Below are 23,975 nucleotides of genomic sequence, written 5' to 3' on the forward strand. Positions count from 1 at the left end.
TGCCCCAGTTCCGTAAATGCCGAATGGCGCCCGAGGCACTTGATGCCTCGGACGCCATCGGGGTCAGTGGGGCGGTGAATTCACGCCCCGGCGCGGGTCAGTGGCCCGGGCCCAGACCGCCGTAGTAGCCGCCGAGCTGGTCGCGGTAGGCCGGGTCGCCCAGGTGCTTCTCCTTGTCGAACTCGGGCGCGTCCTTGATCTGGTCCTTGGTGCGCGAGACCAGGATCTTCCGCGCCTCGTGGTCGATGGCGGTGACGGTGCTCGCGGGCAGCAGCACCTCCTTGCCGAAGATCCACACCCCGGTGTCGACCACGATGTACTGGTTGGCGACCTCGTTCGAGTGCTTGTCGACCTTGCCGATGTGACCGTCCGCGGCCTCGACCTTGTAGCCCGTCAGATCGGCGTCCGGGCCGTGCCCGGCGGTGGGAGCGTAGCTCCAGATTTCGTTGCTCATCGAGAACTCCTCAATTTGGTTTTCCCTGAAACGCAGGGATTCACATAGCGGGAGGAGATGATCAACCTCCAACGCATCGGGTGCCCTGCCGGAAAGCGGCCAAACAGATACTTCCGGCCGACTCCGCAAGGCTGGTTCCGCCTTGGTGTCACAGCAAGTCGCGGGGCACCGTTTCATTCCAGGTGCGTGAGAAAACCCTCCGGTCTCCCTCGTAACCGTCCAGGGTGGCGTCCACCCGGAACTGGTCCTCGTCACAGCTGAGTACCGTGCGGGTCTCCACCCGTACGTCCCAGTCGTCGCGCCGGAAGGACATCGTCCAGGCCGACTCGCCGGTGGCGGAGGTGAAGTCCTCGGCCACCGAGGTGTAGCGCTCGTAGGCCCGGCAGCCGACGTCGAGGCCGATGTCCTCAAGGCGCACCGTCCCCCGGTCCTTGACGATCTCCAGCTCCGCGGCGTAATCGACCAGATCACGCTTGACCAGCCAGCGCTCCTCGGGGGCGACCAGCCGGACGGGGCTCCTGGGCCGCGTGCCCTCCGGTTCGTCGAAGGGCTGGTCCGGCAGCGCGTCGGGCTCCGCCAGCGGGCGGACCGGGAGCGTCAGGGTGCTCGACCTCTCGTACACGGTCAGGAGCACCGGCTTGGGCGGTGGCCAGGCCAGCGGCCAGTACGAGGTGGACAGGGACACGCGGATGCGGTGACCCGGCGGGAAGGCCTGCGCGACACCGTTGAGCGGGATGACCGCGCGGTAGCGGCGCCCGGGTTCAAGGGGACGCGGGTCGCTGTGCGCCTCGCTACGGGTGAGGTTGAGCAGGCCGTAGCTGACGCGGGTGGCGCTGCCGTCGGGGGCCACGTCGGACAGGCGGGCCGCGACCATGGCGACGGGTTCGCTGACGCTCAGGTCGAGTTCGACGCACGGCGAGCCGAGGATCTCCGTGCGCTCGGTCAGCGGCTCGGTCTGGAAGACCAGTGAGCCGCCGTCCTCCTCACGCTGGTCGTAGGGCAGGTCGGGGGGCGCGTTGTAGGAGGCCCACTTCCCGCCGAACTGGCCCACGGAGAGCGGAGACTGGACGGAGAGGCCCTCGCCCGCACCCGCTGCCTCCGGCCCTTCCGGGATTTCGGTGTACTCGGCGGACTCGGGAGTCGCGTGGGTCTCGGAGACCGGGTCGGAGAGACCGTGACGTGTGAGGCGCCGCACGACGGAAGTGATGTGCGGCGAGGGCCAGGACGGCTCGCCCACCCAGCGTCCAGGACGTTCCTCGTACGACGTGGAGGGCGGCACGCTGTCCTGCATCCACGTCCGCAGCATCGGTCCTTCCATGACGCCGTTGTCGACGCCCTTCAGCCAGTGGTCCCACCAGCGCACCACTTCCTGGAGATAGCCGATGGCGGGGCCCGGTTCACCGAGATGCGGGAACTTGTGGGACCAGGGGCCGATGAGCCCCTTGCGCGGCACGTCCAGATTGCCCAGGAGGCGCGTCACGGCGTTCGAGTAGCCGTCCGCCCAGCCGCTCGACGCGAGGACGGGGCAGCGTACGGCCTGGTAGTCCTCGCAGACCGAGGCGTGCCGCCAGTAGTCGTCGCGGCGCTGGTGCCGGAGCCATTCGAGCACCCAGGGGCGGGTGCCCTCCATGCGCTCGTGCCACATGTCGCGCCACCGGTCCCCCACCATCGCGGGGTCGGGCGGACAGGTGCCGTAGGCGAACATCGTGCCCGCCTCGGCCAGGTTGTCCGACAGGAGCGCGCCGCCCATGTAGTGCATGTCGTCGGCGTACCGGTCGTCGGTGAAGGACGCGATGACGATGGCGCGCAGGCTCTCCGGCTGCCGCGCGGCGACCTGGAGGGCGGCGAAGGCGCCCCAGGAGATCCCCATCATGCCGGTGGTGCCGTCGCACCAGGGCTGGTCGGCGAGCCAGGCCAGGATGTCCTCGGCGTCGGTCTGCTCCTGCTCCAGGTACTCGTCCTTGAGCACCCCTTCGGAGTCGCCGGTGCCACGCAGGTCGACGCGTACGCAGGCATAGCCGTGCCCGGCGATGTACGGGTGGTGGATGGAGTCGCGCTCGGCGGTCAGGTCGCGCTGACGGTAGGGGATGTACTCCAGGACCGCGGGGACGGGGTCCTGGTCGGAGGACGTCGGCCGCCAGATGCGGGCCGCGAGGCGGGTTCCGTCCGCCGCGGGGATGGAGACGTTCTCCTCTTCCTTGGTCTCGTACGGAAGGTCGCTCACATAGCGCAAGCCGGATCGCTCCTTCGTGTTGCGGCGGTGCTTGGTTCAGTCGTTCTTCGTGTCGCGGCTGCCCGGTTCGGCCTCGTCGAAGGTGAGGCCCAGCGCCGCCACGCACTGGTCGTACTTGGCCCGCATGTCGTCCTCGTTCTCCCCTCCCGTGAAGATGTGGGCCAACTCGTAGCTGTAGCTGTCCTGGTCGCACACGTCCGAGAGGCGCTGCCCCTCCTCGACGAGCACGTCGATGCGCACTCCGGGGATGCGGCGCTCGATGCTCTCGATGTCCTTGCGGGAGGGGACGTCATGGACGGTGGCGTCGGCGAACCAGCGGTAGTACCACTTGGCGGCCGTGTCGTACCGGCCCTCGCCGTGCGGCAGTGCGGGATCCCTGCCCAGCGCGAGGCTCAGCATGCAGTGGTGGTTGGGCACACCGTCCACGTACTCGAACAGCTCCGCGTGGGACTGGGAGTGACGCGGGTTGATCTCAAGGAGGTTGAGCACGTCGGACCGTGGATCGTAGAAGTACTCGATGCTGAAGGTCGCCGCGTCCATGCCGATCTGCCGCATCACCCGCTCCGACACGTCCCGCAGCCGCTCGAGGACGGGCTCGGGGAGCCGCGAGGGGTACTGGTGGCGCAGGAAGCACGACGAGTCGGGGTACTGGATCGAGTCGAGGATGCCGTAGACGGTGACCCGGCCCTCGTGGACGTATCCCTCGACCGCGACCTGGATGCCGTTCAGCGCCCCTTCGGCCAGGCACACCTGGCCGCCGACGTCGGCCATCTCCGGGGGCAGCTCGACGCGGGCGAGTATGTCCTCAAACGGCCGCCCGATGCGTCCCATCCCCTCGCGGATGCGGTCGGCGGCCTCCGTGAACTCGGTCTGGTCCCCGACCCCGTAGGCCAGTTCCGACGAGTAGGACAGCGCCGGCTTGAGCCACATCGGGAAGTCCATGCCCTCGGGCGGCTTGGGGTCGGCGCTCTCCATGTCGACGCGGCCGAACGGCGGATGCGCGTCGGTGACCCGCTGCTGCTCCAGGCGACTCCAGTACTTGTGCTCGCACTTGACCACGGAGTCCAGACTGGTGCTGCGCGTCCCGTAGCGCTCGCTGAGGATCGGCACGAGCGTGCTCACGGGGAAGTCCCAGTAGCCGACGATCGCGTCGATGTGGCCGTCGAACGCGTCGAGGACCCGCTCGGCCTCGGCGAGCAGCCCGGGGACCGACACCTCCCCGCTCTGCAGTTCGTCGACGGTGAGCAGAGGGTGGAAGACGTACTCCTGCGCGTTCGGCACGGCGCGCAGCGTCGGCAGATTGGCCTCGTCGAGGCCGAGAACGAAGATGTTGTACGGCATGGCGTCCTTTCGTTGGTTGGGGTGCCGACAGCTGTTCCGCTGGTGTGGCAGGCATGCCGCGTACCCACGCCGCAGTGGCGCAATCAGCGCCCCTGCGCGTGCCCCGGCGCCGCTCCCGCGCCCCGCGGGCACCCCACGTGTGCTCCACCGTTCGCAGGGCACCAGGGACGGACGACAGTCGCGGGAGCGAGCTCCGAGCACCAAAGGAACCCATGTGAGGCAAGAGAGGCACGCAGTCCGTCCGGCATGTCACTGTGCGTCATCACTCGAGTGGTGGCGGGCGCGGGAACAGCGGAGGGTGGTGGGAGGGCGGAGCAAGGAGGGATTTCGCCCGGCCGGCCCCGCGACGACCGGAGGTGCGTGATGATCGCCGATACGACCGCAGGCGCGGCCCCGGGACATCTGCTGACCCTTCCCGGGGTCTACGCGCCGCAGGACGACACGGGCCTCCTCGCCCGCGCACTGTGCCGCGAGGACATCGGCCCGGGCACGGATGTACTGGACCTCGGCACCGGCAGCGGCGCGCTGGCCGTCCACGCGGCGCGGCTCGGTGCCGACGTGACGGCGGTGGACATCGCCTGGCGTGCCGTCCTGACCGCCCGCCTCAACGCGCTGGCGGCGCGGCAGCGCATCACGGTCCTGCGGGGCGACCTCACGGCCGCTGTTCCCGGGCGGTCCTACGACGTCGTGGCGAGCAACCCTCCGTACGTCCCCTCCCCCTCCCACCGCCTGCCACGGCGCGGTGCGGCGCGTTCCTGGGATGCCGGGCAGGACGGCCGCGCGGTGGTCGACCGGATCTGTGCCGCGGCTCCCCGAGCGCTGCGCCCCGGGGGCGTGTTGCTGATGGTCCACTCGGCCCTGTGCGGGACCGACGACACGCTGCGGCGCCTGTCGAAGGCGGGTCTGGAGACCTCGGTCGCCGACCGCGCCCTGATTCCGTTCGGTCCGGTCCTACGCTCGAGACTGGCCTACTTGCGCGGGCAAGGGCTGATCGAGGGCGACAAGGACATGGAAGAACTGGTGGTCATCCGTGCCGAACGCACCTGAGCCCGCGCCGACCGCACTTGACCCCGCGCCGACCACACGGGACCAGCGGCCCCGCCGCGTCACGATCGACCCGGAGGGCCCGCTGCTCGTCGAGGGCCCCGTCGAGGTGGTCGCGGACGACGGCAGCGTCATCGCTTCCCGGCGTTTCACCGCCGCGATCTGCACCTGCCGCCGCAGCCGGACCTACCCGTGGTGCGACACCAGCCACCGCCGCCGCGTCAAGGCCGATGACGAGACCTCGCCCGACCATGCCGACCCGCATACCGACACCGAGGATGCCGAGAACACGACGGGGGAGGAAGCACCCGATGTCCGTTGAAAACGCCACGAAGCCCGAGCGCGCCGAGGACACGGAGAGCGCCGCGAGCCGGGCCGCCCCCGGCGGTGTCCGCGAGTCGCGCCGGGCGAGCCCCGCCCTGCCCGAGCCCCGCGGCCCGCTGTCCCGCCTCGTGGTCAGCACGCTGCGTTCCGGCGGGAGTCCCGGCCAGCTCCCCCTCGACACGCACGACGCCGACCCGTACGGCGACGATCTCCAGCTCGCCCTCTACACCCTCTACGAGCTGCACTACCAAGGCTTCGACGGCGTCCGTGACGACCTCGAATGGGACCCCGAACTGCTGGGCCTGCGCCGCGCGCTCGAAGGGCGCTTCCTGGGTGCCCTGCGCGCCAACTGCCGTTCCACGGACAGTGCCGAACGCGCCCTGGCCGACCTCCTGGTGGAGCCGATCGGCCACAGCCCCGACAGCGTCAGCCACCATCTCCAGCGCGACGGCGAACTGTGGCAGCTGCGGGAGTACGCGGCGGCCCGCTCGCTGTACCACCTCAAGGAGGCCGACCCGCACGCCTGGGTCATCCCCCGGCTGCACGGCCGGGCCAAGGCGGGCATGGTGGCCGTCGAGTTCGACGAGTTCGGGGCCGGGCGCGCCGAGGACATCCATGCCCGGCTCTTCGCCGACCTCATGGAGGACCTCTCGCTGGAGACGGCGTACGGGCACTACCTCGACGCCGCCCCGGGCGAGGTGCTCGCCACGGTCAATCTGATGTCCCTGCTCGGCCTGCACCGGGCGCTGCGCGGCGCGCTCGTCGGGCACTTCGCCGCCGTGGAGGTGACCTCGTCCCCCGGGTCGCGGCGGCTTGCCAAGGCCATGCGCAGGTGCGGCGCGGGGCGGGCGGCCGAGCGCTTCTACGACGAGCACGTGGAGGCCGACGCGGTCCATGAGCAGGTGGTGCGCCGTGACGTGATCGGCGGCCTCCTCGCGAGCGAACCCGGCCTGGAGTCCGACGTGGTCTTCGGCATCGAGGCCACGGGCTTCCTCGAAGACCGCCTGGGTGCACGGCTCCTGGCGGCCTGGCGCGACGAACGCAGCGCTCTGCGCACGCCGTTGCCGGCAGCGGGCTGACACCCGGGGGGGACGGTGACGGCGGGGGTTACCTCCCGCGGCCGGCCGTGGCTTCCCCGCGCACCCTGCCGATCTGGGTCAGCGCCTCCCGCAGGCTGGTGGGCCGCAGCGCACCGCGCACCGCGGGACCTGCCCACCCGGGCCCGCCGAGCATGACCACGGGACGGCCGCGGGCGCCGCGCACTCCCCACCGGGTCTCGGCAATGTGCCGGGCCAGCGGGACACTCGCGGTGGAGCGGGCCTGTGCCCACAGCACCACGACGGCCGGTCCGGTCCTGCGCACGGCTGCCGCGACCGCCTCGACCGGCACGGCCGCGCCGAACATCCGCTGCGGGACGCCCAGTTCACCCAGCGCCGCGCTGAGCGCCTCCAGCGGGAGTGAGTGCTGTTCACCCGGTACGCAGGCCAGCACGAGGGGTGTGTTCGCGGCGGGCGAGCTCGGCGGGGCCTCGGCGACCGAGGCCGTGGTGCAGCGGTGCAGGGTGCGGGAGACGTGCCAGGACAGCAGGTGCTCGACCTCCACGTAACGGTCCCCGGCCTCTTCCCATTTGCGGCCCACCGCGTGCAGCGTCGGCACCATCACCTCCTGCCAGGCGGTGATCAGACTGTGGCTCTCCACGGCGTCGTCCAGCAGGTCCTGCACGGCGGGGGCGTCGAGCCGAACGGCGGCGCGCGAGAGACCGCGCCGTCGGCGGACGAACGTGTCGGGTGACGGCGTCGCGGCGGGGCGAGCGGGCCGTCGCGGTCGCGGCACGACGGCCCGGACGGGAGCGGGCCCGGCTCCCGTGTCCGGGGCGGGGTCGGCGCCGCTGCCGGCGTCGATCAGCTTGAGCGCCGCGTGGGCGGCCTCGGCCGGGGGCACCCCGGAGGAGGTGAGGCGGCCCATCTCCTCCACCATGGCGACATCCCGCTCGGACCAGCGGCGGTGATGGCCGGCATCGCGCCGGGCGGGGCCAAGGCCGTACCTGCGGTCCCAGGTCCGCAACGTCGTCGGTGACACCCCCAGCCGCCGCGCCAGGGCGCCGGTGGTGAGTCCGGTGCGGGCCGACTCGCTGTCCTGACCGCGGTGTTGCCCCTCGCTCATCCGGCCACGATACGACGCACAACCGATGCGAGTTGCCGTGCGTGAGCGGCTGTTCCCAGGATGACCGGATCGCGCCCACGGCGACGGCGCGACTGCCCGTTTCCGTCCGGTCGTACGGCGATTGTGATCGCCACAGAGGAGCTGACTAAGCGTCGATGAGCACACTGGTGCGCCAGCCGGTGCGTTCCCCGGTCGGGGAGCCGGCCACGGATCTGGCCAGGGGCCTCGCCGGTGGAGACGAAGCGAGCCTCGCCGCGGTCTACCGCAGGTGGGGGCCGCTGGTGCATGCCCTGGCGCAGCGCGCGCTCGGCGACAGCCGTGACGCGGAGGACATCACGCAGCAGGTGTTCCTCGCCGCGTGGCGCGGCCGGGCGGGCTACCGCCCCGAACTCGGCAGTCTGGCCGGCTGGTTGACGGGCATCACGCGGCACCGGATCGCGGACGCGCTCAACGCGCGCACCCGGCGTGCGGCGCTCGTCGAGGGCGCGCAGGCGCAGTATGCCGCCCTGGATCACCGCGCCCAGGCCGACATGGCCTCGGCGGTCCTCGACCGGACGCTGCTGGCAGTGGAGTTGGCGAGGCTGCCGGTTCCCCAGCGAACGGTGCTGCGTCTTTCGTTCTACGAGGACCTGACCCACCCGCAGATCGCCGCGCGCACCGGGTGGCCGCTGGGCACGGTCAAGAGCCATGCCCGGCGCGGCATCCACAGTCTGCGCGTCCGCCTGGAGGACGTGCGGGAAGACCCCTGAGAAATCTCGGGCTCCGGTGCATCCAAGCACCCGGAGACGACGGAAGAAGGTAGTAGTTCGTCGTGACCGTCAGCCTGAGGTCGGCAGGAACGCCTGGACCCTGCTCCCTGTTCGGCCTCAGCGGAGTCGGTGCCGCTGAGGCTGTCGCCGTCACCCCCGAGACGGCGGCCGAACGGGCTGTGGGCGGCGCATGTGTCGGTGGCGCCGCCCACAGCCGTCGCTCGCTGCTCCCTGCTCACCCCTCGCCGCTCAGGCGGCGTACCCCTTCGGCGGGATCAGGGTGGCGAGCTGATCGAAGGAGAGCCAGTAGATCTGGTTGCCGCCGAAGGACGCGGGGTCGGCGATGAGGACGGTGCGGTTCGCGTCGTCGTAGCCGATGACCGTGAAGTAGTGGTAGATCGTCTGGTCCGACGGGTAGCCGGGCGGCTGGTTGCCGGGCGGGGCCACGATGTTGGTCACCAGCGGGTAGTTGTTGTCGATGTCCAGGACGATGTCGTTCCACAGCAGGTCCTTCTGGGCCTGGGTGGGCGGGTCGTTCGGCATTTCCTTGGTCTCGTACCAGCCGGTGCCGAGGTTGGCGTTGAGCACGCCGGTCACCTGGCTGATGTGGTCCGTACCCGCCTCGGTGGTGCCGAGCTGCGCGGCCAGAGAGCCTTGGCTGGGCGGGGTGATCCGTGCGGACAGGGCGATACGGGTGGCGGCGGGACCGCACCAGTAGCCGGTCTCCTGGACCTGGTAGTCGACCGGGAGCGTGTGTGCGCTCCTGGTCCGCGCACCGCCGACGCGCAGCCGGGTGCCGGGCTCGTTCTGTCCGCTGACGACCGCGGTCCCGGCCTTCGAGCCGTGGCCGAGCACCGATACGCCGTGCGGGCGCGCGGGGTCCGCCTGGGCGGCGGCCGGGGTGACGAGCGCGCCGACGGCTGCCACGGCGATCGCGGTGGAGACAAGTCTCTTGCGCATACGGGCTCCTGGTGGTGTGAGGGGTGAAGAAGTGTTCAGGGGCGTGCGAGAGGCGAGGGCCGGCGTTCGTGGTGGACCCGGTGATGCCCCTTGGGGTCAGGGAATCGGCGGGACCGTGGGCCCTTCCTGGGCCAGCAGGTCGCGGGCGAACTGCTCCCACTGCGCGTAGCGGTCGGGGAAGGCGGAGACCTGGACGGCCTGGCAGACGTCACCCGGGGGCATCGTCTGCCAGCCGTCGATCTGGATCAGCCCCGGGTTGCTGCCGAAGGGGGCCACTCCGTAGAAGGACTTGGACGAGGTGGCGACATCGGTGATCTGCTCCGGGGTGCCCCAGCCGGTGCTCGGGCGCTGCTGGAAGATCCCCAGGGAGTCGTGGTCCACCGGCGTCAGGTAGTTGACGAACTTGGACTCCTGCATGGCGGTCATCAGCGCGATGACCATGCCCTGTTCGGGGATCTGCGCGCCCTTGCCGACGCCGATGACGGTGCGCGCGTTGGCGAGTTCCTCGGGCCCGAGGTCGGCGGCCGTACGGAAGGTCCGGTGCAGTTCGGTGTCGGACGCCTGTTGCAGGGCTCTGGCGGTCGGGCCGTCGACGGAGCCGGTCCGGGGCAGGCCGTGGCGCTCCTGGAACCATTTCAGGCCGTGCCCGGCGGATGCCTCGGGAGTCTCTGAAGCCGTGGGGGGCTCGGAGGCCTGGGCGATGCCGGGCACGGCACACAGGGTGCAGGCCACGGCGAGCGAGGCGGCCACGGCCGCGCGGCGGGTGAGAGTACGAGTAGTGCGCAACGCCACTCCTTCATCGGATCGTCGATGCGTCCCCAGGACTCGTGCCGTGCGCGGGAGTTCGCACGTGGACGCGCGTTGAGCGGTGCGCGCGGGGCGGGGTGCTGGGGACGCAACGCGGTGGGGGGATGCGTGTGCAACAGCCCGGTCAGCTTCCTTGCATGCCCATGCCAGACGCAATCGTTGAAAGCCCAGACTTACGACCCGCAACTGCGCAGCAGCGCGCGCCCTTCCGCCGTTGCGACATGAAGCGACCGTCCCGCCCTGCGGACGGTGGTCAGCAGGCCCGCGGCGCGCAACACCTTGACGTGCTGGCTGATGGCCGGGTGGGTGACCGCGAGGAGACGGGCGAGCTCGACCGTGGACGAACCGGTGCGGGCCGCTCTGAGGACCGCGGCGCGCGTGTGGCCGATGAGCGGCCCCAGGGCGCCGTCGTCCGGACGGGCGGGGGGTGCGAGTTGGGGTGCGGGAGGGGGCGCGGGGTGGGTCCAGTCCATCGCGTGGTCGATGGGATAGACCAGGACGGGCGGCAGTTCGCCGTCGGCGAGCGTGACGGGCGTGGGCCAGCAGAAGAACGAGGGCTGCAGGGTGATCCCACGGCCGTCGAGCCGCAGCTGATGGTCCACGGGATAGTCGGCCTCCAACACCGGCGGTTTCCAGCGCAGTTGAGGACCCAGCCCGGCAAGGAGCCCGTCGGTCCCGCCGTCGAGGAGGCTGTGCAGGCGGATGATGCGGTCGGCGTCGATCTGGGCGTGGATGCGGGGCCAGAACGGCGCGAGCGCCTCCAGGTGGTACGTATGGAGGGCCTGCCCCAACTGCCGCAGAGCGGCGGCGTCGCCCTGCGCCAGCGACTCCGTCCAGCCCGGGAGCCGACGCGATGCGGCCACCCGTGTCAGATCGGTGCGCAGCCGCGGCCGGGGAGTGCGCACCAGGGTGTCGACCGCCGCGTGGAGCGTCTCGCCCGCTCCGTGGGTGGGGGTGAGGAAGTCCGGGGAGCAGCCGTGCGGCGGCAGGAGGGGCGAGAGGAGCCGGCAGCTGTCCGAGAGGCGTGGCCTCGCCCACCGACGCCAGGCACCGAACACCCTTGCTCCGTCCCGCCGTTGGAGCGTCTGCACGCTGTTGCTGATCTCCCAGAGGAAGTCAGGGCCCGATGCGACCCGCACCCGCGCCAGATCCTCGGCCGTGAAGTACACCCGCAGCATGGCCCGCCTCTCCCCGTGTGCCCGTGCCCGGTCCCGTGGCCGCCGCGTCGCCGCACGGCAGGGCTCCAGGCGATCGCCGTGGGGCGGTTGCTGTCAAGAGAGACGGATGGTGCCACGACCCTCAAGTGTTGCTCTGAAGCGGCGAGGGAGAGGGATGTGCGCTCCCGGCGTCGGGCACCACAGCCGCAAGACGGGGTGTCCGGATGAGGGGGTGGGGGCATGCGGATGTACTTCAAGCGGGCCACGACGACGACAACGGCGGGCGATCGGAAGGCACTTGGGCTGTACGACGTCGCCTATCTGGCGGGTGGTGCGCGGCGCGTGGCGGAGTGCGCCGTGATAGCGCTGGCCGAGCGCCAACTGGTCAGGCTCAGGGCCACACGTATACGCGCCGTGGACGCCGCATACGAGGAGTTGCCGGAGCGGCTGGTCGAGCGCGCCCTGGTCACGGCGTGCCCGAACAGCCGCAGCACGGCGTCCGTGTGCGCCGAACTCCGGGAGTCCCCCGAGGTGGCGGAGATCGGCAACCGGCTCGCCGACCTGGGTCTGGTGACCAGGGCCCGGTCCGACGCGGTGTCACGGAGGCGCAGTTGATGCCGCCCGGCATCGGCCGGGCCCTCCTCCGCATGGGCCACGCCCTGGACCACGGCTCGGACGGAGGTGGCAGAGGTGGCAGCGACTGAAAAGCGCCGTGCCTACTGCGGCACGTTCAGGACGAAGTCGAAGTCGGCCTCCTTCGCGTTTCCGACGGTGCGTACGTTCATGAGCAGCCGGGAGTCGAAGATCGGGTCCGTGTTGTTGCGCGGCTCCCCGGGGAAGTACAGCTGGGTCGTGAGCACCGGGCGCCCAGGGGCCTGCACCTTGACATGCAGGTGCCGGGTGCGGCCCGGGTAGAGGCCGGGCACGATCGTGGTGAGTTTGAACGCGCCGTTCGCGTCGGTGAACTGGTGGCCCCGGAAGCGGTACCCCGTGTTGTCGTACGTCCCATAGGTGTCGGCCTGCCAGAAGTCCATCAGAACCCGGGAGATGGGCCGGCAGGCGCGCCCGAATACGTAACCGGTGACGGTGAGCCGCACGCCCGGGGTGCCGGGCTGGAGGAGCGAGGTGCGCTGGGGCGAGTTGGGTTTGAAGTAGGGCCCCTCCATCTGCGGAGGTGTCGGGTCGTCGCCGTCGTCGCAGGCCGGGGTCGCCTCCGGCAGCACGCCCCGCTCGCCGGCCGTGCGGGCCAGTGCGGGGACGCCCATGAAGGCCACGGGCAGGGACATGCCCACCGCGGCGGCCGCTCTCAGGACGGTTTTGCGGCTGGGACCGCCGCCCTGGGATCCCTTCGGCTCGTCGGTCCCGCCGTCGTCCCGTATGCCGTCTCCGGTCGTGCCGATCTCGCGCTCCATCGCTCCTCCTGAAGGGGGGTGGGGTGGGTTCCGGATCGGCTCCGAAGCTATGCGGACGGCTGAGCGCGGGCGATGGACTCAAGTCGGTGGTCGTGGTGAATATCGCCGCGGCCGCGCCGGAAGTCCCCGGGGCTCGCGCCGGTCTCGCGGCGGAAGAAGCGGCAGAAGTAGGCGGCATCACCGAAGCCGACCCGGCCCGCGACCTGACGGACCGACAACTCCGTGCGCAGCAACAGGCGTTTGGCCTCGTGTACGCGGGTCTGCCGGATCAGTTCACCGGGCGTGCGGCCGGTGGACGTCTTCACCGCCTCACTGAGGTAGCTCTCGGAGACGCCGAGGTGCCGCGCGCTCTCACGCACGGACCACAGGGAGCCCTCAGGGGTGCCGAGCAGGGCCACGAACGCGGCGGCGACGGAGCCGGGCCGGGTGTGCGGGGCCGGCGGGGCCGCATCCGCATGGTGTGCGGGCAGCCGCGCCGCGCGGACCACGAGGACGTGCAGCAGGGCCCGCAGCACGCCCTGGAATCCGTCGGCCCCGGCACGGTACTCACCGTCCAGCTCGGCGACGAGGCGCGAGATCGCGTCGGCGGCCTCGGCACGGAGTTCGAGCCAGGAGCGCCGTCCGAGCCCGCGCAGTGCGTGGCCGTCGGCGGGGTGGTCCAGGAGGAAGTCGTCGGTGAAGAGGATGACGCTTCCCTCCAGGCCGGTGACGTTCTCCCAGTGGTGGACCTGGCCGGGGGCGATGAAGAAGAGGTTCGGCGGCCGCAGGGCGAAACCGGCCAGGTCGACGACGTGCCTGCCGGTGCCGCCGGTGACGTGGACGATCTCGTGGAAGGTGTGCCGGTGCGGGAACGCCGCACGCGACATCGGCCCGATGGTGTCGAAGGTGCCGATGGCGAACGGCAGCGCGTTGGGCATCGGCACTTCCAGGCGGTGCGTCGGCATCCCTTCCTCGCCGGGTAATCCGCTGTTCCCCTCTCCGGGCAAGACCGTTGTGCCGCGCATGCGTACGCTCCTCACCACGACCGGAAGCTGGTCCAGACCAGCCGACTTCCCCACCATGGCACGCCCCGTCACCTGCGGGCAGAGGCCGGCCACGGTCCGCCACTGAGCCGGGAGCGGCTCCCGGCGTGACAATGGGGGTGCGGAACACGCCTGCCGTTGCGGAGAGGGGGTCCACGGATGCCGTACATCACGGTCACCGCTCTGAGCCATCCCGGGCTCGTACGCGATCACAACGAGGACAGCCTGGCCGTCGGCCCATGGACGCTGTGCGGGACGATGACGGAGAACCCGCAGACCCTGGGGTTCCCGCTCGGCAACCCCCTGGTCGTCGCGGTCGCCGACGGCATCGGCGGTCAGCCGGGCGGCGAGGTGGCCAGCGGCCTGGTCGTGCGGCAGCTGGCGGCGATCGGAGCGTCGCTGGACGGCGAGCAGGCCGTTCATGACGCGCTGAACGCCTGCAATCACGCCGTGTACGCGGCCGCCGAGCGCGATCCGGAGCTGACGACCATGGGGACGACGGTCGCGGGTGTCGTCCTCCTGGGGAAAGAGCTGGTGGTGTTCAACGTCGGCGACAGCCGCGTGCTCGACGTGAGCCGCGGCCGCGAGGACGGCGCGCTCCGCCAGGTGAGCGTCGACGACAGCCCGCCGCCCGCGCCCGGCCGACGCACCACGTCGATCGTCACCCAGGCGCTGGGCGGTGCGCTCCGCTTCAGCGCGGTCACCCCGCACGTCAGCACGCTGCCGCTCGTCGGCGGTGAACGTTTCCTGGTGTGTTCCGACGGCCTGACCGACCCGGTACCCGAGGACACCCTGAACGAGCTGCTCACGGCCCACGACAGCGGCCGGGCGGTCTTCGAACTGTGGAAGGCCGCCATCGACGCCGGCGGCCCCGACAACATCACTCTCGCGCTGATCTCGGTCGTCGACGACGAGTGAGGCCGGGACCGCCGGGAAGCGGCCGAGAAGCCAGGGACTCCTGATGCGATCACGTACGCTCGCCGGATGGCGAAGTATTTTGACGTGCACCCCGAGAACCCCCAGCCGCGCAGCATCAGCACCGTGGCCGACAGCATCCGGTCCGGTGCGCTGATCGCGTATCCGACGGACTCCTGTTTCGCGCTCGGATGCCAGCTGGGCAACCGTGACGGCCTCGACCGGATCCGCAAGATCCGGAACCTCGACGATCGCCACCACTTCACCCTGGTGTGCCAGAACTTCGCACAGCTGGGTCAGTTCGTGCACGTCGACAACGACGTGTTCCGTGCGATCAAGGCGGCGACGCCGGGCAGCTACACCTTCATCCTGCCCGCGACGAAGGAGGTGCCGCGCCAGCTCCTGCACCCCAAGAAGAAGACGGTCGGCGTCCGGATTCCCGACCATGTCGTCACGCAGGCGCTGCTCACCGAGCTCGGTGAGCCGCTGCTCTCCAGCACGCTGCTCCTGCCCGACGAGGAGGAGCCGCTCACCCAGGGCTGGGAGATCAAGGAACGCCTCGACCATGTCGTGGACGCCGTCGTCGACTCGGGCGACTGCGGCACGAGCCCGACCACGGTCATCGACTTCTCCGACGGCGAGGCCGAGATCGTGCGCCGCGGCGCGGGCGACACCTCGCGGTTCGAGTAGCCGCTCCGGGTCACCGCAGGCCGGTGACCCGCATCGTGATGTTCAGGCGGCCCGAGGTCAGGCCGGTGGCGGGGTCCGCGGTGCCCTCGTGGACCTTGGGCACGCCGTGGAAGACGTAGCGCGAGGGGCCGCCGAAGACGAACAGGTCGCCCGAGGCCAGTTCGATGTCGGTGTAGGGCTTGGTGCGGGTCTCCGTGTTGCCCACGCGGAAGACGCAGGTGTCGCCGATGGACAGGGACACCACGGGGGCCGACGACCGCTCGTCCTTGTCCTGGTGCATGCCCATCCTGGCCTGCCCGTCATAGAAGTTGATCAGCGCGGTGTCCGGCGTGTAGGTGTCCGGGGTGCAGTCGGCCGCGCCCGGCACGTCGCCGTACGCCGCCGTGAGCGCCCGGCGGCCCAGCTCGACCAGCCAGTCCGGGAACTCCGCGACCCGTCTGCCGTTCACGTCGTCGGCGGTCCGCGTGTAGCGGTACGGCTGCCAGTGCCAGCCCACGCACACCGTCTGCACGGACATCACCCCGCCGCGCGGCAGCTCGGTGTGGCGGATCGGCACGGGGCCGGTGGCCCATGCACGGCACGCCGTGACGAGTTCGCGCTGCTGGTCCAGGGTGAGCCACTCCGGCACGTGCACCGCCCCGGGGGCGATCTCCGTGGTGGGTCGCGGGATCAGGGCGCTCACGGGGTCGCCCCGGCGGGCAGGTGCGTGGTGACCCAGCGGTGGCGTACGTCCCAGGGGGCGCCGTCGGCGGTGGCACCCCGCAGGCCGTGCAGGACGTCGTCCCCGGCGAGCGCGGGGACCCGGGAGTCTTGCAGGGAGGCGAAGGCGTAACTGCGGGCCGGGTCCCAGTCGGTGGAGTGGCGCAGGCGGCGGGCCAGCTGGGCGAACCCGAGGGGAGCCGCGGCCAGTACCCAGGCGTCGGGGATTTCCGCGGTGAGCCGGTGCGCGGGGCGCAGCCAGGACGCGGCGGTCTCGGGCCAGCTCACCGTGGTGAGGACCGTGCCGCCGCGAGCCGTCCACGCGGCGGCGAAGGCTTCGGCGGCGGCCCGGGAGGCGGCGTCACGACTGTGGCCGACGGTGACGGTCTCGATCCGCGCCTTCGGGAGGGTCAACAGGTCGATGAGAGCGGCGAGTTCGGCTTCGGTGTGGGCGGCGGGCGCGGGCAGGTCCGCGTGGGCGGCCGGCTCGGCGGCGCCGATCAGGGGTGAGCGGGAGGACTCCCGCTCCTTCAGGATGCTCATGGTGTGCCGGTGCTTTCTGGGTCTGCTTTCCAGCGAGCGTACTGACCGGGCAGGCAGACCGCACAGGGGCGGTATCCGGCCGCGATCGCGGTGGCCTCGTCGGGGAAGAACACCCGGTGGGTGGCGTACGGGCCGCGGGCGACGGCCCGCAGCGCGGAGGGGCAGTCGAGGCGGCCGTACAGGCGCCCTCGGCGATGCCCGCCCAGGGTGCCGGGTGTGCCGCTGGGGTACGGCTTTCCGTCCGGGCCGCACAGCGTGTACGTACGCGGGCGCGGCCCTCCTCCTGCCCGGGAGGGGTTCACGCCGCGTCGTGGAAGACCAGGCCGAGGGTGTGCCGGCGTCCGGAGCGGACGGTGCTCACGCCGTGCCGCATCGGCCCGGTCGACCATCCGCGCTGGGAGGCGACGGGCCGGTCGCGGGTCGTGAAGACCAGCCCGTACCCCTGCGGCAGGGTCGTGGCCGACCCGCGGGACTGGGCGCGGGGACGCTGCTCGGTCATGATGAACTCGCCGCCGGTGAAATCGGCTCCCGGGGCGTCGAGCCCGACGACGACCTGGAGCGGGAAGACCATCTCGCCGAAGACGTCGCGGTGCAGGGCGTTCCAGTCGCCGGGCCCGTAACGGAGGAGGATCTGCGCGGACTTGGCCTGCCCGGCCGCGTGGCACATCTCCACCCACTCCCCCAGGCTGTCGGGCCAGGGGGCGGGCTTGCCGAGCCGCGCGGCCCAGTCGCGGGCGATGGGCAGCAGCCGGGGGTAGAAGGCCTCGCGCAACTCGTGTACGACATCCGGGAGTTCGTGGGTGAAGTAGCGGTACTGGCCGCAGCCGAAGCGGTAGCGGGCCATGTCGATGGTGGAGCGGAAGCGGTCGGTGTCGTCGTACAGGGCGGCGAGGTCGCGGCAGGCCTCCGGGGTCAGGAGCCGGCCGGTGAGCGCGTGGCCGTGCTCGTCGAGCTCGGCGGCCAGCGCGTCCCAGTCCCCCGCCGCGACGCATTCGCCGACGTGGCCGGCCGCCGGGTGAGCGGTGGTGTCGATCATGATGAGGGTCCTTCGTGGTCGTGCGGGTCAGACGAGAGTGGACTGCAGGGCACCTTCGAGGGTGAGGAGCTCGACCTTGCGCTCCACGCCGCCCGCATAGCCCCGCATGGAGCCGTCCGCGCCGATCACGCGGTGACAGGGGCGCACGAGGAGCAGCGGGTTCGCGCCGATCGCGGCGCCCACGGCCTGGATCCGGCCGCGGTCCACACCGATCCGCCCGGCGAGTGCGCCATAGGTGGTCGACGTGCCGTACGGGATCTCTTCCAGGGCGGCCCAGACACGCCGCTGGAAGTCCGTGCCGCTCGGGGTGAACTCGATGTCGAACGAGGTGAGTTCACCGGCGAAGTAGGCGGACAGCTGTCGTGCGATGCCGGAGAAGCGGTCGCGGTCGTGGACCCAACTGCTGTGCACGGCGGGTGCGTTCTTCTGTCCGAGCATGGACAGTGACGTCAGTGCCACGCCGCCGTCCGGTGTCGGTTGGCCCACGAGCAGCAGTTCACCGAGCGGGCTGGTGATGGTCGTGTGGACGGTCATCATGACCTCCCTCTGCTTCCTTTTCCTTGCCTTCTTGCTTGCTTCCCTTGCACCTCAACAGTGCGGGGTCGCGAGCGCGCGTGCTGGCGGGAATCGGACATGGCGCTGACGTCAGCGGGCGTTGTGGAAGATCACGCCGAGGGTGTTGCGGTGGCCGGACTCCACGGCGTTCGTGCCGTGCCGCATGGGGTGGCGGCGGTAGCCGTTCCGGCCAGGGACGGGCCGGTGCCGGACGGGGAAGATCATGCCCTGGCCGAGCTGCGGCCTGACGACGATCGCGCGGGACTGGAAGCGCGGCCGCTGCTCCACGAAGACGTTCTCGCCGCCGGTGAAGTCCTCGCCGGGCTGGTTCAGCATGACGGCGATCTGCAGGGGGAAGACGATGTCGCCGTAGATGTCCTGGTGCAGGCAGGCGTAGTCGCCCTCGCCGTAGTTCAGGATCAGCGGGGTGGGGCGCCGCTGGCCGTTCGCCGCGCACTCGGCGATCAGCTCGTCCAGCATGGGCGGGAAGGTGCGCTCGCCGAGGCGCGGGGCCCATTGGTTGGCCATCCAGGCCATCGGCGGATACAGCTTCTCGCGCAGCGTCCGCACCAGCGGGACGGCCGCCGGGTCGGCGAAGTACTTGTAGGTGCCGCGGCCGAAGTTGTGGCGCTGCATGACCACGGTCGAGCGGAACAGGCCCGGTTTGTCGAACGTGCCGCTGATCTCCTGGCACTGCTCGCGCGACAGCAAGGGGGGCGTGACGGCCACCCCTTCCTCGTTCAACTGGGCATACAGGTCGCTCCAGTTGAACGTGCCGAGGGCGGGCAGCATGGGGTCGGACGTGACGGGCGGTGTGGTCTGCGGCTCGGCGGCGTGGCCGAAGAGTGCGGGGGTGAGGGTGGGCTCGTTCATGTTCCCGGTCCTTTGCAGGCCGGGGCAGGGCTGCCCCGGTCTACTCGATGCTCGCCGGATGCGCGGGCGGGCGCTGGCGGCATTCGGACGTGGCGTTCATGGTCGCCCGCGCCTTGGGCGCATCGGATGCACCCGGGGTCCGGGTCCGCTTCTGCCGACGCGTCATGCCCACTCCGACGAGTACGACCGCCATCCCCGCGGCCACCCGGAAGCTGAAGGCCTCGTCGAGCACGATGGCGCCCAGCGCGACGGAGACCACCGGAAGGAGATACCCGACGGTCGCGGCGTTGGTGGCGCCCTCGTCCGCGATGATCCGGTAGGTGAGGTGGAACGTGATGCCGGTGGCGAAGATCCCCAGGATGACGACGGCGATCAGGGCCGTGGGGTCGACGTGGACCGTCTCCAGGCCGCCGACCGGCAGGGCCAGCGCCGTCAGGCCCGTGGCCGCCATGAGCTGGGCCGCGGAGAGGGACAGGGTGGGCAGGCCCTTCCCGACGAGGTGATGCCCCATGTAGGCGAAGCCGACGGCGTAGCTCGCCGCCGCCCCCACGATCGCGAGAGCACCCCAGCTCGTCAGCCCTGACTGCTGCCACGGGGCGAAGATCAGCGACGTACCCGCGAAACCGATGAGAAGCCCGGCGAGGCGTACGGGACGCAGTCCTCGTTCCGTGCCGATGCCGAGGCCGATCAGGACGGACCACAGCGGAGTCGTCGCGTTCAGCGCCCCCGCCACCCCGGAGTCGACCGTCTGCTGCCCGATGCTGAACAGCCCGAAGGGCAGGGCGTTGCAGAAGAAGGCGGCGACGAAGATGTGCTTCCACGTCGCGCGGCCCCGGGGAAGACGCTTGCGTGTGCTGACGAGCAGGACCGCCAGGGTGGCCGCCCCTAGCGTGCAGCGCAGGAGGGTGACCTGGACGGGAGACAGGCCGTCCAAGGCCAGTTTGATCCACAGGAAGGTCGATCCCCAGAGGAGGGCGAGCACGCCCACCCTCGCCGCTGCCCACGTTCTCCCAGGGACGCCGCTCACTGTTGCTCTCCTTGTTCGGGCCGTTGTTAGCCGACGTCAGGAACGATGCCGCCACCGACCTGAAAGAACAAGCAACAAGTTTTGAACTTTTATTAAGCTCAGCTACATCCGCCATGCCTACTTCAGGACGCTGACCCCGTTCGCCGTCACGATCGCCGCGATGGCCAGCCACTCCACCCAGCCCAGGGACTGCCCCAGGACGACCATGCCGACCAGCGCCGCGAGGACCGGGTTGACGCTCATGAAGATCCCGAAGAAGCGGGCGTCGACCCGGCGCAGGGCGAGCAGGTCGGTGAGGAACGGGACCGCGGAGGAGAGGATGCCCGCGGCGGCAGCGCAGCCGAGGGCGGAGGCCGTCGGCGGGTGGTGGGCGAGCACCACGATGCCGACCGGGAGATAGAGGAGCCCGGAGATTCCCGCCGCCGCTGCCGACCCCTCGACGCCGGGGAGCCGGGCGCCGACCGTGCGGTTGAGCAGGATGTACGAGGCCCAGCAGGCCGCGGCGAGCAGCCCGAGCGCGATGCCGGCGTAGTCCGTACTGGGCTGCGGGCGGACCAGCGCCACCACCGCGGCCCCCGCCACGACCGCGCAGCCGAGGTCCACCGCACGGCGGGACGCGGCCAGCGCGACCGACAGCGGGCCCAGGAACTCCAGGGTCACCGCGAGGCCGAGGCCGACGCGGTCGATCGCGGTGTACAGGGACAGGTTCATGGTGGCGAAGACCGCCGCCAGGCACAGCAGCGGCCACCACTGCCGCCAGGTGAAGGCGCGCACCTTGGGCCTGCCCACCGTCAGGAGCACGGCTCCCGCGACCCATTGCCGTACGGCGACCACACCGGCGGGGCCGATCACGCCGAACGCCAAGGCGCCCGTGGCGGCACCGACCTGGTTGGACAGACCGCTGCCGAACATCATCGCCATGCCCGGAAGGCGACTTCGTGAACTGCCCGTGCCCGCCGGGGCTCCGGGAGCGGCCTCGACGCCCTGGACGGCGGCGGGCACGGCGTGGCTCTGAGACGGTCGCATGCACCGCAGGATGCGTCATCGACGCGCATACGGAAAATGCATGCGCGTGCTCATCCATACGTTCTGGTCATCCATGCACGCCGGTCATCCCTACACTGCGGCCATGGATCTGGAACTGCGGCATCTGCGCTGCCTCGTCGCCATCGTCGACAGCGGCGGCTTCACCGATGCCGCCGCCGAGTTGGGCGTCTCCCAGGCGGCCGTGTCCCGCACCCTCGGCGGTCTCGAGGGCGTCCTCGGGGTGCGGCTGCTGCACCGCACCAGCCGCAGCGTCACGCCGACGACCGCGGGAGTGCAGGTGCTCGCCCGGGCCCGGCACCTGCTCGCGGAGGCCGACGACCTCATCCGGGAGGCGACCACCGGACACACCCGGCTGCGCATCGGCCACGCCTGGTCGGCGATGGGCCGTCACACCGCGGAGTTCCAGCGCCGCTGGGCTGCCGGACACCCGGACGTCGAGCTGTACTTGATCCGGACGAACTCGGCGACCGGTGGGCTCGCCGAGGGCCTGTGCGACCTCGCCGTCGTCCGTACCGGCTTCGACGAGACCCGTTTCGCCAGCGCCGTCGTCGGTCACGAGCGCCGCTTCTGCGCCCTGGCCGACGACGATCCGTGGGCCGGACGACGGTCCATCCCCCTGGCCGACATAAGGGAGCGGACACTGCTCATCGACCGGCGCACCGGCACCACCACCGCCGAGCTGTGGCCCGAAGAGGCCCGCCCCCCGGTGGAGTACACCCAGGACATCGACGACTGGCTGGCCATCATCGCGTCCGGGCGCTGCGTCGGCCTCACCCCGGAGAGCACCGCCAACCAGTACCGCAGGGACGGTGTCGTGTTCCGCCCGCTGCGCGACGCCGACCCCATCGCCGTGCACCTCATCTGGCGCCGTCATGACCCGCACCCGATGACGCACGCCGCGGTGGCGCTCCTGACCGATCTCTACCGCACGTGAGGCGGCGGGCCGTCCGTGCCGAGCTGCAGACCGGGGCGTCCCGCCACCACCGGACCGCCGTTCCCGGGCCCCGAGGGGGCGCTCCCCGCGAGGATCCGCTTCCCCGCGGCTCCGTACACGTGCTTGACGTGCAGCCGTATCACCAGACGCCCCTCGCGCACCATGGCGGCGCGAAACCCCTCCCAGTCGGGGTGCTCGCCCTGGAACCCCCGGAAGACCAGGGCCAGTTCGTCGGCGACCGCGTCATGCGGATCGGTCGCGACCGGCGTCAGCTCGGCGTCGCCCTCGGCGATCATGTACGAGAAGCCGGCGCCGTCCGTGACGAGGAAGCTCGCGCGCGGATCACGGCGCAGATTGCGGGTCTTGGCGCGGCTGTCGGTGACCATGAGGCGGATGACGCGCTCGTCGGGGTCGTAGGCATAACCGACGTTGGAGAGTTGCGGGCGGCCGTCGCGTTTGAGGGTGACGAGCGTGCCGATGCGCTGCTCCTGGAGCAGTTCGAGCAGGGCATTGTCGTCGACTTTCCCTAAGTGCTCAGTCATGCGGCGAGAATACGGCGGGTCATGGCTGTCCAGACAGCGGAACCATCCCTTCTCGACAACGTGCTGAAGCCCAGGGAAAGCACCGCGGAAAAAAGCGATGCCCTCGTCGCCCGCGGGGGATTTGGGCTGACGAAGGCACCGCGTCCATGGGGTCACACGTCTACGGGTCCTGGCTCTGTGCGTCCCGGATCTTGGGACGTCATGTCGTGGCCAGCGCCTCGGTGGGAGGCAGCCGCGCCGCGCGGACCGCGGGATAGAACCCGGCGAGCCCGCCGATGACCAGGGTCGCGCCGACACCGCCCGCCATCGCCCAGACCGGCACCACCGAGGGCCAGCCCTGGTAGGTGGAGTAGCCGGAGGTGACGGCTATGCCGAGCAGGACCCCGCCCAGGCCGCCGAGGGCCGAAAGCAGCAGGGCCTCGCAGAGGAACTGCGTACGGATCTGGCCGCGGGTGGCGCCGAGCGAGCGGCGCAGGCCTATCTCGGAGCGGCGTTCCAGGACCGAGATGACCATGGTGTTGGCGACACCGACCCCGCCGACCAGCAGGGCGACCGCGCCCAGGCCGAGCAGCAGACCGCTGAGGGTGTCGTCGGTGGCCTCCTTGGCCTCCAGGACGTCGGAGGGCCGCGAGACGTTCGCCTCGCTGGGGTTCTCCGGGTTGGCGGTGGCGCCGAGCACGGACTGGACGTCGCTCACGGCGGACTCCTCGGCGCGGGTGTAGACCGTCGTCGGGTAGCCGTCGAAGTCCAGCTCCTTCTCCGCGACGGGCCAGCCGACCAGCGCGGCCGAGTCCAGGTCGGGGACGAGCTCGTTGGGCGCGAGGATCCCGACGACGGTGAACCACTGACCGCCGAGCCACACCTTCGTGTCGGGCCCGGCCCGGAAGACACCCAGCTGTTCGGCGGCCTTGGGGCCGAGCACGACGGCCGGGTACCGCTGGTTCGCGGCGTTCAGCCAGCGGCCCTCGACGAGCTCCGCGCCCGCCGTCTTCGGCAGGTCCGTACGGGCCGCGTAGACGTTCAGGCCGCCGGTCTCCTCCTTCTTGATGTGGTCGTTGCGGTAGACCTTGGCGCTCGTCTTGCCGATGGCCGAGACCGACTCGACGCCCTTGATGTTGCCGATCATGTCGACGGACGAGTCGGGCAGATGGGCCGCGTCACCGGCGAAGGACTGGCCCGGGGCAACGGTCAGGAGGTTGGTGCCGAGGGCCGCGAGGCGCCGGTTGAGGTCCTCGCTGCTGGAGGTGGAAATGCCCACCACGCCGACCATCGCCGCGATGCCGATGGCGATGCCGAGCGCCGAGAGGAACACCCGCATGGGGCGCGAGCGCAGGCCCGACCCGCCGACCCGCAGCACGTCGGCCGGGCCCATCCGGGCCGGCTTGGGGCGCGGCGGCGGTGCGAGGCGGTTCGGCTCCTGCGCCGGGCCCCGCTCCCCTGTCGTACTC

At 71.1% G+C, this 23,975-nt stretch carries 25 protein-coding genes and 2 pseudogenes; 8 read left to right on the forward strand and 19 right to left on the reverse strand.

From position 1 onward, the window contains the following. Window positions 1-97: 97 nt before the first annotated feature. The 3 genes from AB0E78_RS31100 to AB0E78_RS31110 all read right to left on the reverse strand — a co-directional run bounded on the left by AB0E78_RS31100 (window position 98) and on the right by AB0E78_RS31110 (window position 4,028). The gene (locus tag AB0E78_RS31100) at window positions 98-454 is read right to left on the reverse strand and encodes a PRC-barrel domain-containing protein (protein ID WP_361839446.1); all 357 of its coding nucleotides are present in this window, start codon (window positions 452-454) and stop codon (window positions 98-100) included. A 148-nt stretch (window positions 455-602) separates the two neighbouring features. Then, window positions 603-2,687 carry a CocE/NonD family hydrolase gene (locus tag AB0E78_RS31105; protein WP_361839449.1) on the reverse strand — a complete coding sequence of 695 codons (2,085 nt, stop codon included), beginning with the start codon at window positions 2,685-2,687 and terminating at the stop codon, window positions 603-605. 36 nt (window positions 2,688-2,723) lie between these two features. Continuing rightward, window positions 2,724-4,028, reverse strand: coding sequence for an ATP-grasp domain-containing protein (locus tag AB0E78_RS31110; RefSeq protein ID WP_361839452.1), 1,305 nt, complete (start codon window positions 4,026-4,028; stop codon window positions 2,724-2,726). Window positions 4,029-4,391: 363 nt separating this feature from the next. Here AB0E78_RS31110 and AB0E78_RS31115 point away from each other — a divergent pair, with 363 nt between their 5' ends. Genes AB0E78_RS31115 through AB0E78_RS31125 form a run of 3 tightly spaced genes read left to right on the forward strand, consistent with a single transcriptional unit; the run spans window position 4,392 to window position 6,475 of the window. After that, entirely contained in the window at window positions 4,392-5,075 is a 684-nt protein-coding gene (locus tag AB0E78_RS31115) for a HemK2/MTQ2 family protein methyltransferase (RefSeq protein ID WP_361839455.1), read from the forward strand. Beyond that, a complete protein-coding gene (locus AB0E78_RS31120; protein WP_361839458.1) occupies window positions 5,059-5,394 on the forward strand; it encodes a CDGSH iron-sulfur domain-containing protein in 336 nt (111 codons plus the stop codon). The genes AB0E78_RS31115 and AB0E78_RS31120 overlap by 17 nt, the downstream gene beginning before the upstream one ends. Further along, window positions 5,384-6,475, forward strand: a complete 1,092-nt coding sequence (locus AB0E78_RS31125) for an iron-containing redox enzyme family protein (RefSeq protein ID WP_361839461.1) — start codon at window positions 5,384-5,386, stop codon at window positions 6,473-6,475. The genes AB0E78_RS31120 and AB0E78_RS31125 overlap by 11 nt, the downstream gene beginning before the upstream one ends. Before the next feature lie 28 nt (window positions 6,476-6,503). Here AB0E78_RS31125 and AB0E78_RS31130 read toward each other — a convergent pair whose 3' ends face one another. Then, entirely contained in the window at window positions 6,504-7,559 is a 1,056-nt protein-coding gene (locus tag AB0E78_RS31130) for a MerR family transcriptional regulator (protein ID WP_361839464.1), read from the reverse strand. A gap of 155 nt (window positions 7,560-7,714) precedes the next feature. Here AB0E78_RS31130 and AB0E78_RS31135 point away from each other — a divergent pair, with 155 nt between their 5' ends. After that, window positions 7,715-8,308: a sigma-70 family RNA polymerase sigma factor gene (locus AB0E78_RS31135; RefSeq protein ID WP_361839467.1), complete on the forward strand. Its 594-nt coding sequence runs from the start codon at window positions 7,715-7,717 to the stop codon at window positions 8,306-8,308. Window positions 8,309-8,557: 249 nt separating this feature from the next. Here AB0E78_RS31135 and AB0E78_RS31140 read toward each other — a convergent pair whose 3' ends face one another. The 3 genes from AB0E78_RS31140 to AB0E78_RS31150 all read right to left on the reverse strand — a co-directional run bounded on the left by AB0E78_RS31140 (window position 8,558) and on the right by AB0E78_RS31150 (window position 11,253). After that, window positions 8,558-9,268, reverse strand: a complete 711-nt coding sequence (locus AB0E78_RS31140; RefSeq protein ID WP_361839470.1) for a C39 family peptidase — start codon at window positions 9,266-9,268, stop codon at window positions 8,558-8,560. A gap of 96 nt (window positions 9,269-9,364) precedes the next feature. After that, complete coding sequence (locus AB0E78_RS31145; RefSeq protein ID WP_361839473.1) at window positions 9,365-10,054, reverse strand: peptidoglycan-binding protein; 690 nt, start codon at window positions 10,052-10,054, stop codon at window positions 9,365-9,367. 194 nt (window positions 10,055-10,248) lie between these two features. Beyond that, window positions 10,249-11,253 carry a winged helix-turn-helix domain-containing protein gene (locus AB0E78_RS31150; protein ID WP_361839474.1) on the reverse strand — a complete coding sequence of 335 codons (1,005 nt, stop codon included), beginning with the start codon at window positions 11,251-11,253 and terminating at the stop codon, window positions 10,249-10,251. Window positions 11,254-11,472: 219 nt separating this feature from the next. Here AB0E78_RS31150 and AB0E78_RS31155 point away from each other — a divergent pair, with 219 nt between their 5' ends. Continuing rightward, on the forward strand, window positions 11,473-11,847 hold the full coding sequence (locus AB0E78_RS31155; protein ID WP_361839477.1) for a TIGR04222 domain-containing membrane protein: 375 nt from the start codon (window positions 11,473-11,475) through the stop codon (window positions 11,845-11,847). Between the two features lie 104 nt (window positions 11,848-11,951). Here the strand turns inward: AB0E78_RS31155 and AB0E78_RS31160 are convergent. Both AB0E78_RS31160 and AB0E78_RS31165 read right to left on the reverse strand, forming a co-directional pair. Further along, window positions 11,952-12,518: pseudogene (locus AB0E78_RS31160) on the reverse strand (dioxygenase); the annotation flags it as partial. A gap of 173 nt (window positions 12,519-12,691) precedes the next feature. Continuing rightward, the gene (locus AB0E78_RS31165; RefSeq protein WP_361839480.1) at window positions 12,692-13,588 is read right to left on the reverse strand and encodes an AraC family transcriptional regulator; all 897 of its coding nucleotides are present in this window, start codon (window positions 13,586-13,588) and stop codon (window positions 12,692-12,694) included. 237 nt (window positions 13,589-13,825) lie between these two features. Here AB0E78_RS31165 and AB0E78_RS31170 point away from each other — a divergent pair, with 237 nt between their 5' ends. Together AB0E78_RS31170 and AB0E78_RS31175 are read left to right on the forward strand one after the other, a co-directional pair. Next, the gene (locus AB0E78_RS31170; protein ID WP_361839483.1) at window positions 13,826-14,584 is read left to right on the forward strand and encodes a protein phosphatase 2C domain-containing protein; all 759 of its coding nucleotides are present in this window, start codon (window positions 13,826-13,828) and stop codon (window positions 14,582-14,584) included. A gap of 66 nt (window positions 14,585-14,650) precedes the next feature. Then, complete coding sequence (locus AB0E78_RS31175; protein WP_361839486.1) at window positions 14,651-15,271, forward strand: L-threonylcarbamoyladenylate synthase; 621 nt, start codon at window positions 14,651-14,653, stop codon at window positions 15,269-15,271. Between the two features lie 10 nt (window positions 15,272-15,281). On the opposite strand, the gene AB0E78_RS31180 is transcribed toward AB0E78_RS31175, so the two are convergent. The 8 genes from AB0E78_RS31180 to AB0E78_RS31215 all read right to left on the reverse strand — a co-directional run bounded on the left by AB0E78_RS31180 (window position 15,282) and on the right by AB0E78_RS31215 (window position 20,925). Continuing rightward, the gene (locus AB0E78_RS31180) at window positions 15,282-15,953 is read right to left on the reverse strand and encodes an alpha-ketoglutarate-dependent dioxygenase AlkB (RefSeq protein ID WP_361839489.1); all 672 of its coding nucleotides are present in this window, start codon (window positions 15,951-15,953) and stop codon (window positions 15,282-15,284) included. Further along, window positions 15,950-16,513: a hypothetical protein gene (locus AB0E78_RS31185; protein WP_361839492.1), complete on the reverse strand. Its 564-nt coding sequence runs from the start codon at window positions 16,511-16,513 to the stop codon at window positions 15,950-15,952. Before AB0E78_RS31185 ends, AB0E78_RS31180 begins: the two co-directional genes overlap by 4 nt. Next, window positions 16,510-16,815 carry an Ada metal-binding domain-containing protein gene (locus tag AB0E78_RS31190; protein WP_361839495.1) on the reverse strand — a complete coding sequence of 102 codons (306 nt, stop codon included), beginning with the start codon at window positions 16,813-16,815 and terminating at the stop codon, window positions 16,510-16,512. Before AB0E78_RS31190 ends, AB0E78_RS31185 begins: the two co-directional genes overlap by 4 nt. Further along, window positions 16,812-17,549, reverse strand: a complete 738-nt coding sequence (locus AB0E78_RS31195) for a 2OG-Fe(II) oxygenase (protein WP_361839498.1) — start codon at window positions 17,547-17,549, stop codon at window positions 16,812-16,814. Before AB0E78_RS31195 ends, AB0E78_RS31190 begins: the two co-directional genes overlap by 4 nt. 27 nt (window positions 17,550-17,576) lie before the next feature. Next, the gene (locus AB0E78_RS31200; RefSeq protein ID WP_361839501.1) at window positions 17,577-18,083 is read right to left on the reverse strand and encodes a methylated-DNA--[protein]-cysteine S-methyltransferase; all 507 of its coding nucleotides are present in this window, start codon (window positions 18,081-18,083) and stop codon (window positions 17,577-17,579) included. Window positions 18,084-18,194: 111 nt separating this feature from the next. Continuing rightward, window positions 18,195-18,977, reverse strand: a complete 783-nt coding sequence (locus AB0E78_RS31205) for a 2OG-Fe(II) oxygenase (protein ID WP_361839504.1) — start codon at window positions 18,975-18,977, stop codon at window positions 18,195-18,197. Between the two features lie 40 nt (window positions 18,978-19,017). Beyond that, a complete protein-coding gene (locus AB0E78_RS31210; RefSeq protein ID WP_361839507.1) occupies window positions 19,018-20,004 on the reverse strand; it encodes a DMT family transporter in 987 nt (328 codons plus the stop codon). A 117-nt stretch (window positions 20,005-20,121) separates the two neighbouring features. Continuing rightward, a complete protein-coding gene (locus tag AB0E78_RS31215) occupies window positions 20,122-20,925 on the reverse strand; it encodes an EamA family transporter (RefSeq protein WP_361839847.1) in 804 nt (267 codons plus the stop codon). Window positions 20,926-21,133: 208 nt separating this feature from the next. On the opposite strand from AB0E78_RS31215, the gene AB0E78_RS31220 reads away from it, so the two are divergent. Then, window positions 21,134-21,985 carry a LysR family transcriptional regulator gene (locus tag AB0E78_RS31220; protein ID WP_361839510.1) on the forward strand — a complete coding sequence of 284 codons (852 nt, stop codon included), beginning with the start codon at window positions 21,134-21,136 and terminating at the stop codon, window positions 21,983-21,985. Window positions 21,986-22,095: 110 nt separating this feature from the next. On the opposite strand, the pseudogene AB0E78_RS31225 reads toward AB0E78_RS31220, so the two are convergent. Both AB0E78_RS31225 and AB0E78_RS31230 read right to left on the reverse strand, forming a co-directional pair. Beyond that, a pseudogene (locus tag AB0E78_RS31225) lies at window positions 22,096-22,527 on the reverse strand (PPOX class F420-dependent oxidoreductase); the annotation flags it as partial. Window positions 22,528-22,726: 199 nt separating this feature from the next. Next, complete coding sequence (locus tag AB0E78_RS31230; protein WP_361839850.1) at window positions 22,727-23,899, reverse strand: ABC transporter permease; 1,173 nt, start codon at window positions 23,897-23,899, stop codon at window positions 22,727-22,729. Between the last annotated feature and the right edge of the window lie 76 nt (window positions 23,900-23,975).

Source organism: Streptomyces sp. NPDC032198, from assembly GCF_040636975.1.
Lineage (GTDB): Bacteria > Actinomycetota > Actinomycetes > Streptomycetales > Streptomycetaceae > Streptomyces.

Excerpts from the sequence above, each read along its gene's own strand:
- AB0E78_RS31110 (WP_361839452.1), bottom strand. The coding sequence starts at position 4,028 with ATGCCGTACAACATCTTCGTTCTCGGCCTCGACGAGGCCAATCTGCCG.
- AB0E78_RS31100 (WP_361839446.1), bottom strand. The coding sequence starts at position 454 with ATGAGCAACGAAATCTGGAGCTACGCTCCCACCGCCGGGCACGGCCCG.
- AB0E78_RS31205 (WP_361839504.1), bottom strand. The coding sequence starts at position 18,977 with ATGAACGAGCCCACCCTCACCCCCGCACTCTTCGGCCACGCCGCCGAG.
- AB0E78_RS31165 (WP_361839480.1), bottom strand. The coding sequence starts at position 13,588 with ATGCCGACGCACCGCCTGGAAGTGCCGATGCCCAACGCGCTGCCGTTC.
- AB0E78_RS31175 (WP_361839486.1), top strand. The coding sequence starts at position 14,651 with ATGGCGAAGTATTTTGACGTGCACCCCGAGAACCCCCAGCCGCGCAGC.
- AB0E78_RS31125 (WP_361839461.1), top strand. The coding sequence starts at position 5,384 with ATGTCCGTTGAAAACGCCACGAAGCCCGAGCGCGCCGAGGACACGGAG.
- AB0E78_RS31170 (WP_361839483.1), top strand. The coding sequence starts at position 13,826 with ATGCCGTACATCACGGTCACCGCTCTGAGCCATCCCGGGCTCGTACGC.
- AB0E78_RS31155 (WP_361839477.1), top strand. The coding sequence starts at position 11,473 with ATGCGGATGTACTTCAAGCGGGCCACGACGACGACAACGGCGGGCGAT.
- AB0E78_RS31200 (WP_361839501.1), bottom strand. The coding sequence starts at position 18,083 with ATGACCGTCCACACGACCATCACCAGCCCGCTCGGTGAACTGCTGCTC.
- AB0E78_RS31185 (WP_361839492.1), bottom strand. The coding sequence starts at position 16,513 with ATGAGCATCCTGAAGGAGCGGGAGTCCTCCCGCTCACCCCTGATCGGC.
- AB0E78_RS31220 (WP_361839510.1), top strand. The coding sequence starts at position 21,134 with ATGGATCTGGAACTGCGGCATCTGCGCTGCCTCGTCGCCATCGTCGAC.
- AB0E78_RS31115 (WP_361839455.1), top strand. The coding sequence starts at position 4,392 with ATGATCGCCGATACGACCGCAGGCGCGGCCCCGGGACATCTGCTGACC.
- AB0E78_RS31195 (WP_361839498.1), bottom strand. The coding sequence starts at position 17,549 with ATGATCGACACCACCGCTCACCCGGCGGCCGGCCACGTCGGCGAATGC.
- AB0E78_RS31130 (WP_361839464.1), bottom strand. The coding sequence starts at position 7,559 with ATGAGCGAGGGGCAACACCGCGGTCAGGACAGCGAGTCGGCCCGCACC.
- AB0E78_RS31230 (WP_361839850.1), bottom strand. The coding sequence starts at position 23,899 with ATGGGCCCGGCCGACGTGCTGCGGGTCGGCGGGTCGGGCCTGCGCTCG.
- AB0E78_RS31150 (WP_361839474.1), bottom strand. The coding sequence starts at position 11,253 with ATGCTGCGGGTGTACTTCACGGCCGAGGATCTGGCGCGGGTGCGGGTC.
- AB0E78_RS31140 (WP_361839470.1), bottom strand. The coding sequence starts at position 9,268 with ATGCGCAAGAGACTTGTCTCCACCGCGATCGCCGTGGCAGCCGTCGGC.
- AB0E78_RS31215 (WP_361839847.1), bottom strand. The coding sequence starts at position 20,925 with ATGGCGATGATGTTCGGCAGCGGTCTGTCCAACCAGGTCGGTGCCGCC.
- AB0E78_RS31135 (WP_361839467.1), top strand. The coding sequence starts at position 7,715 with ATGAGCACACTGGTGCGCCAGCCGGTGCGTTCCCCGGTCGGGGAGCCG.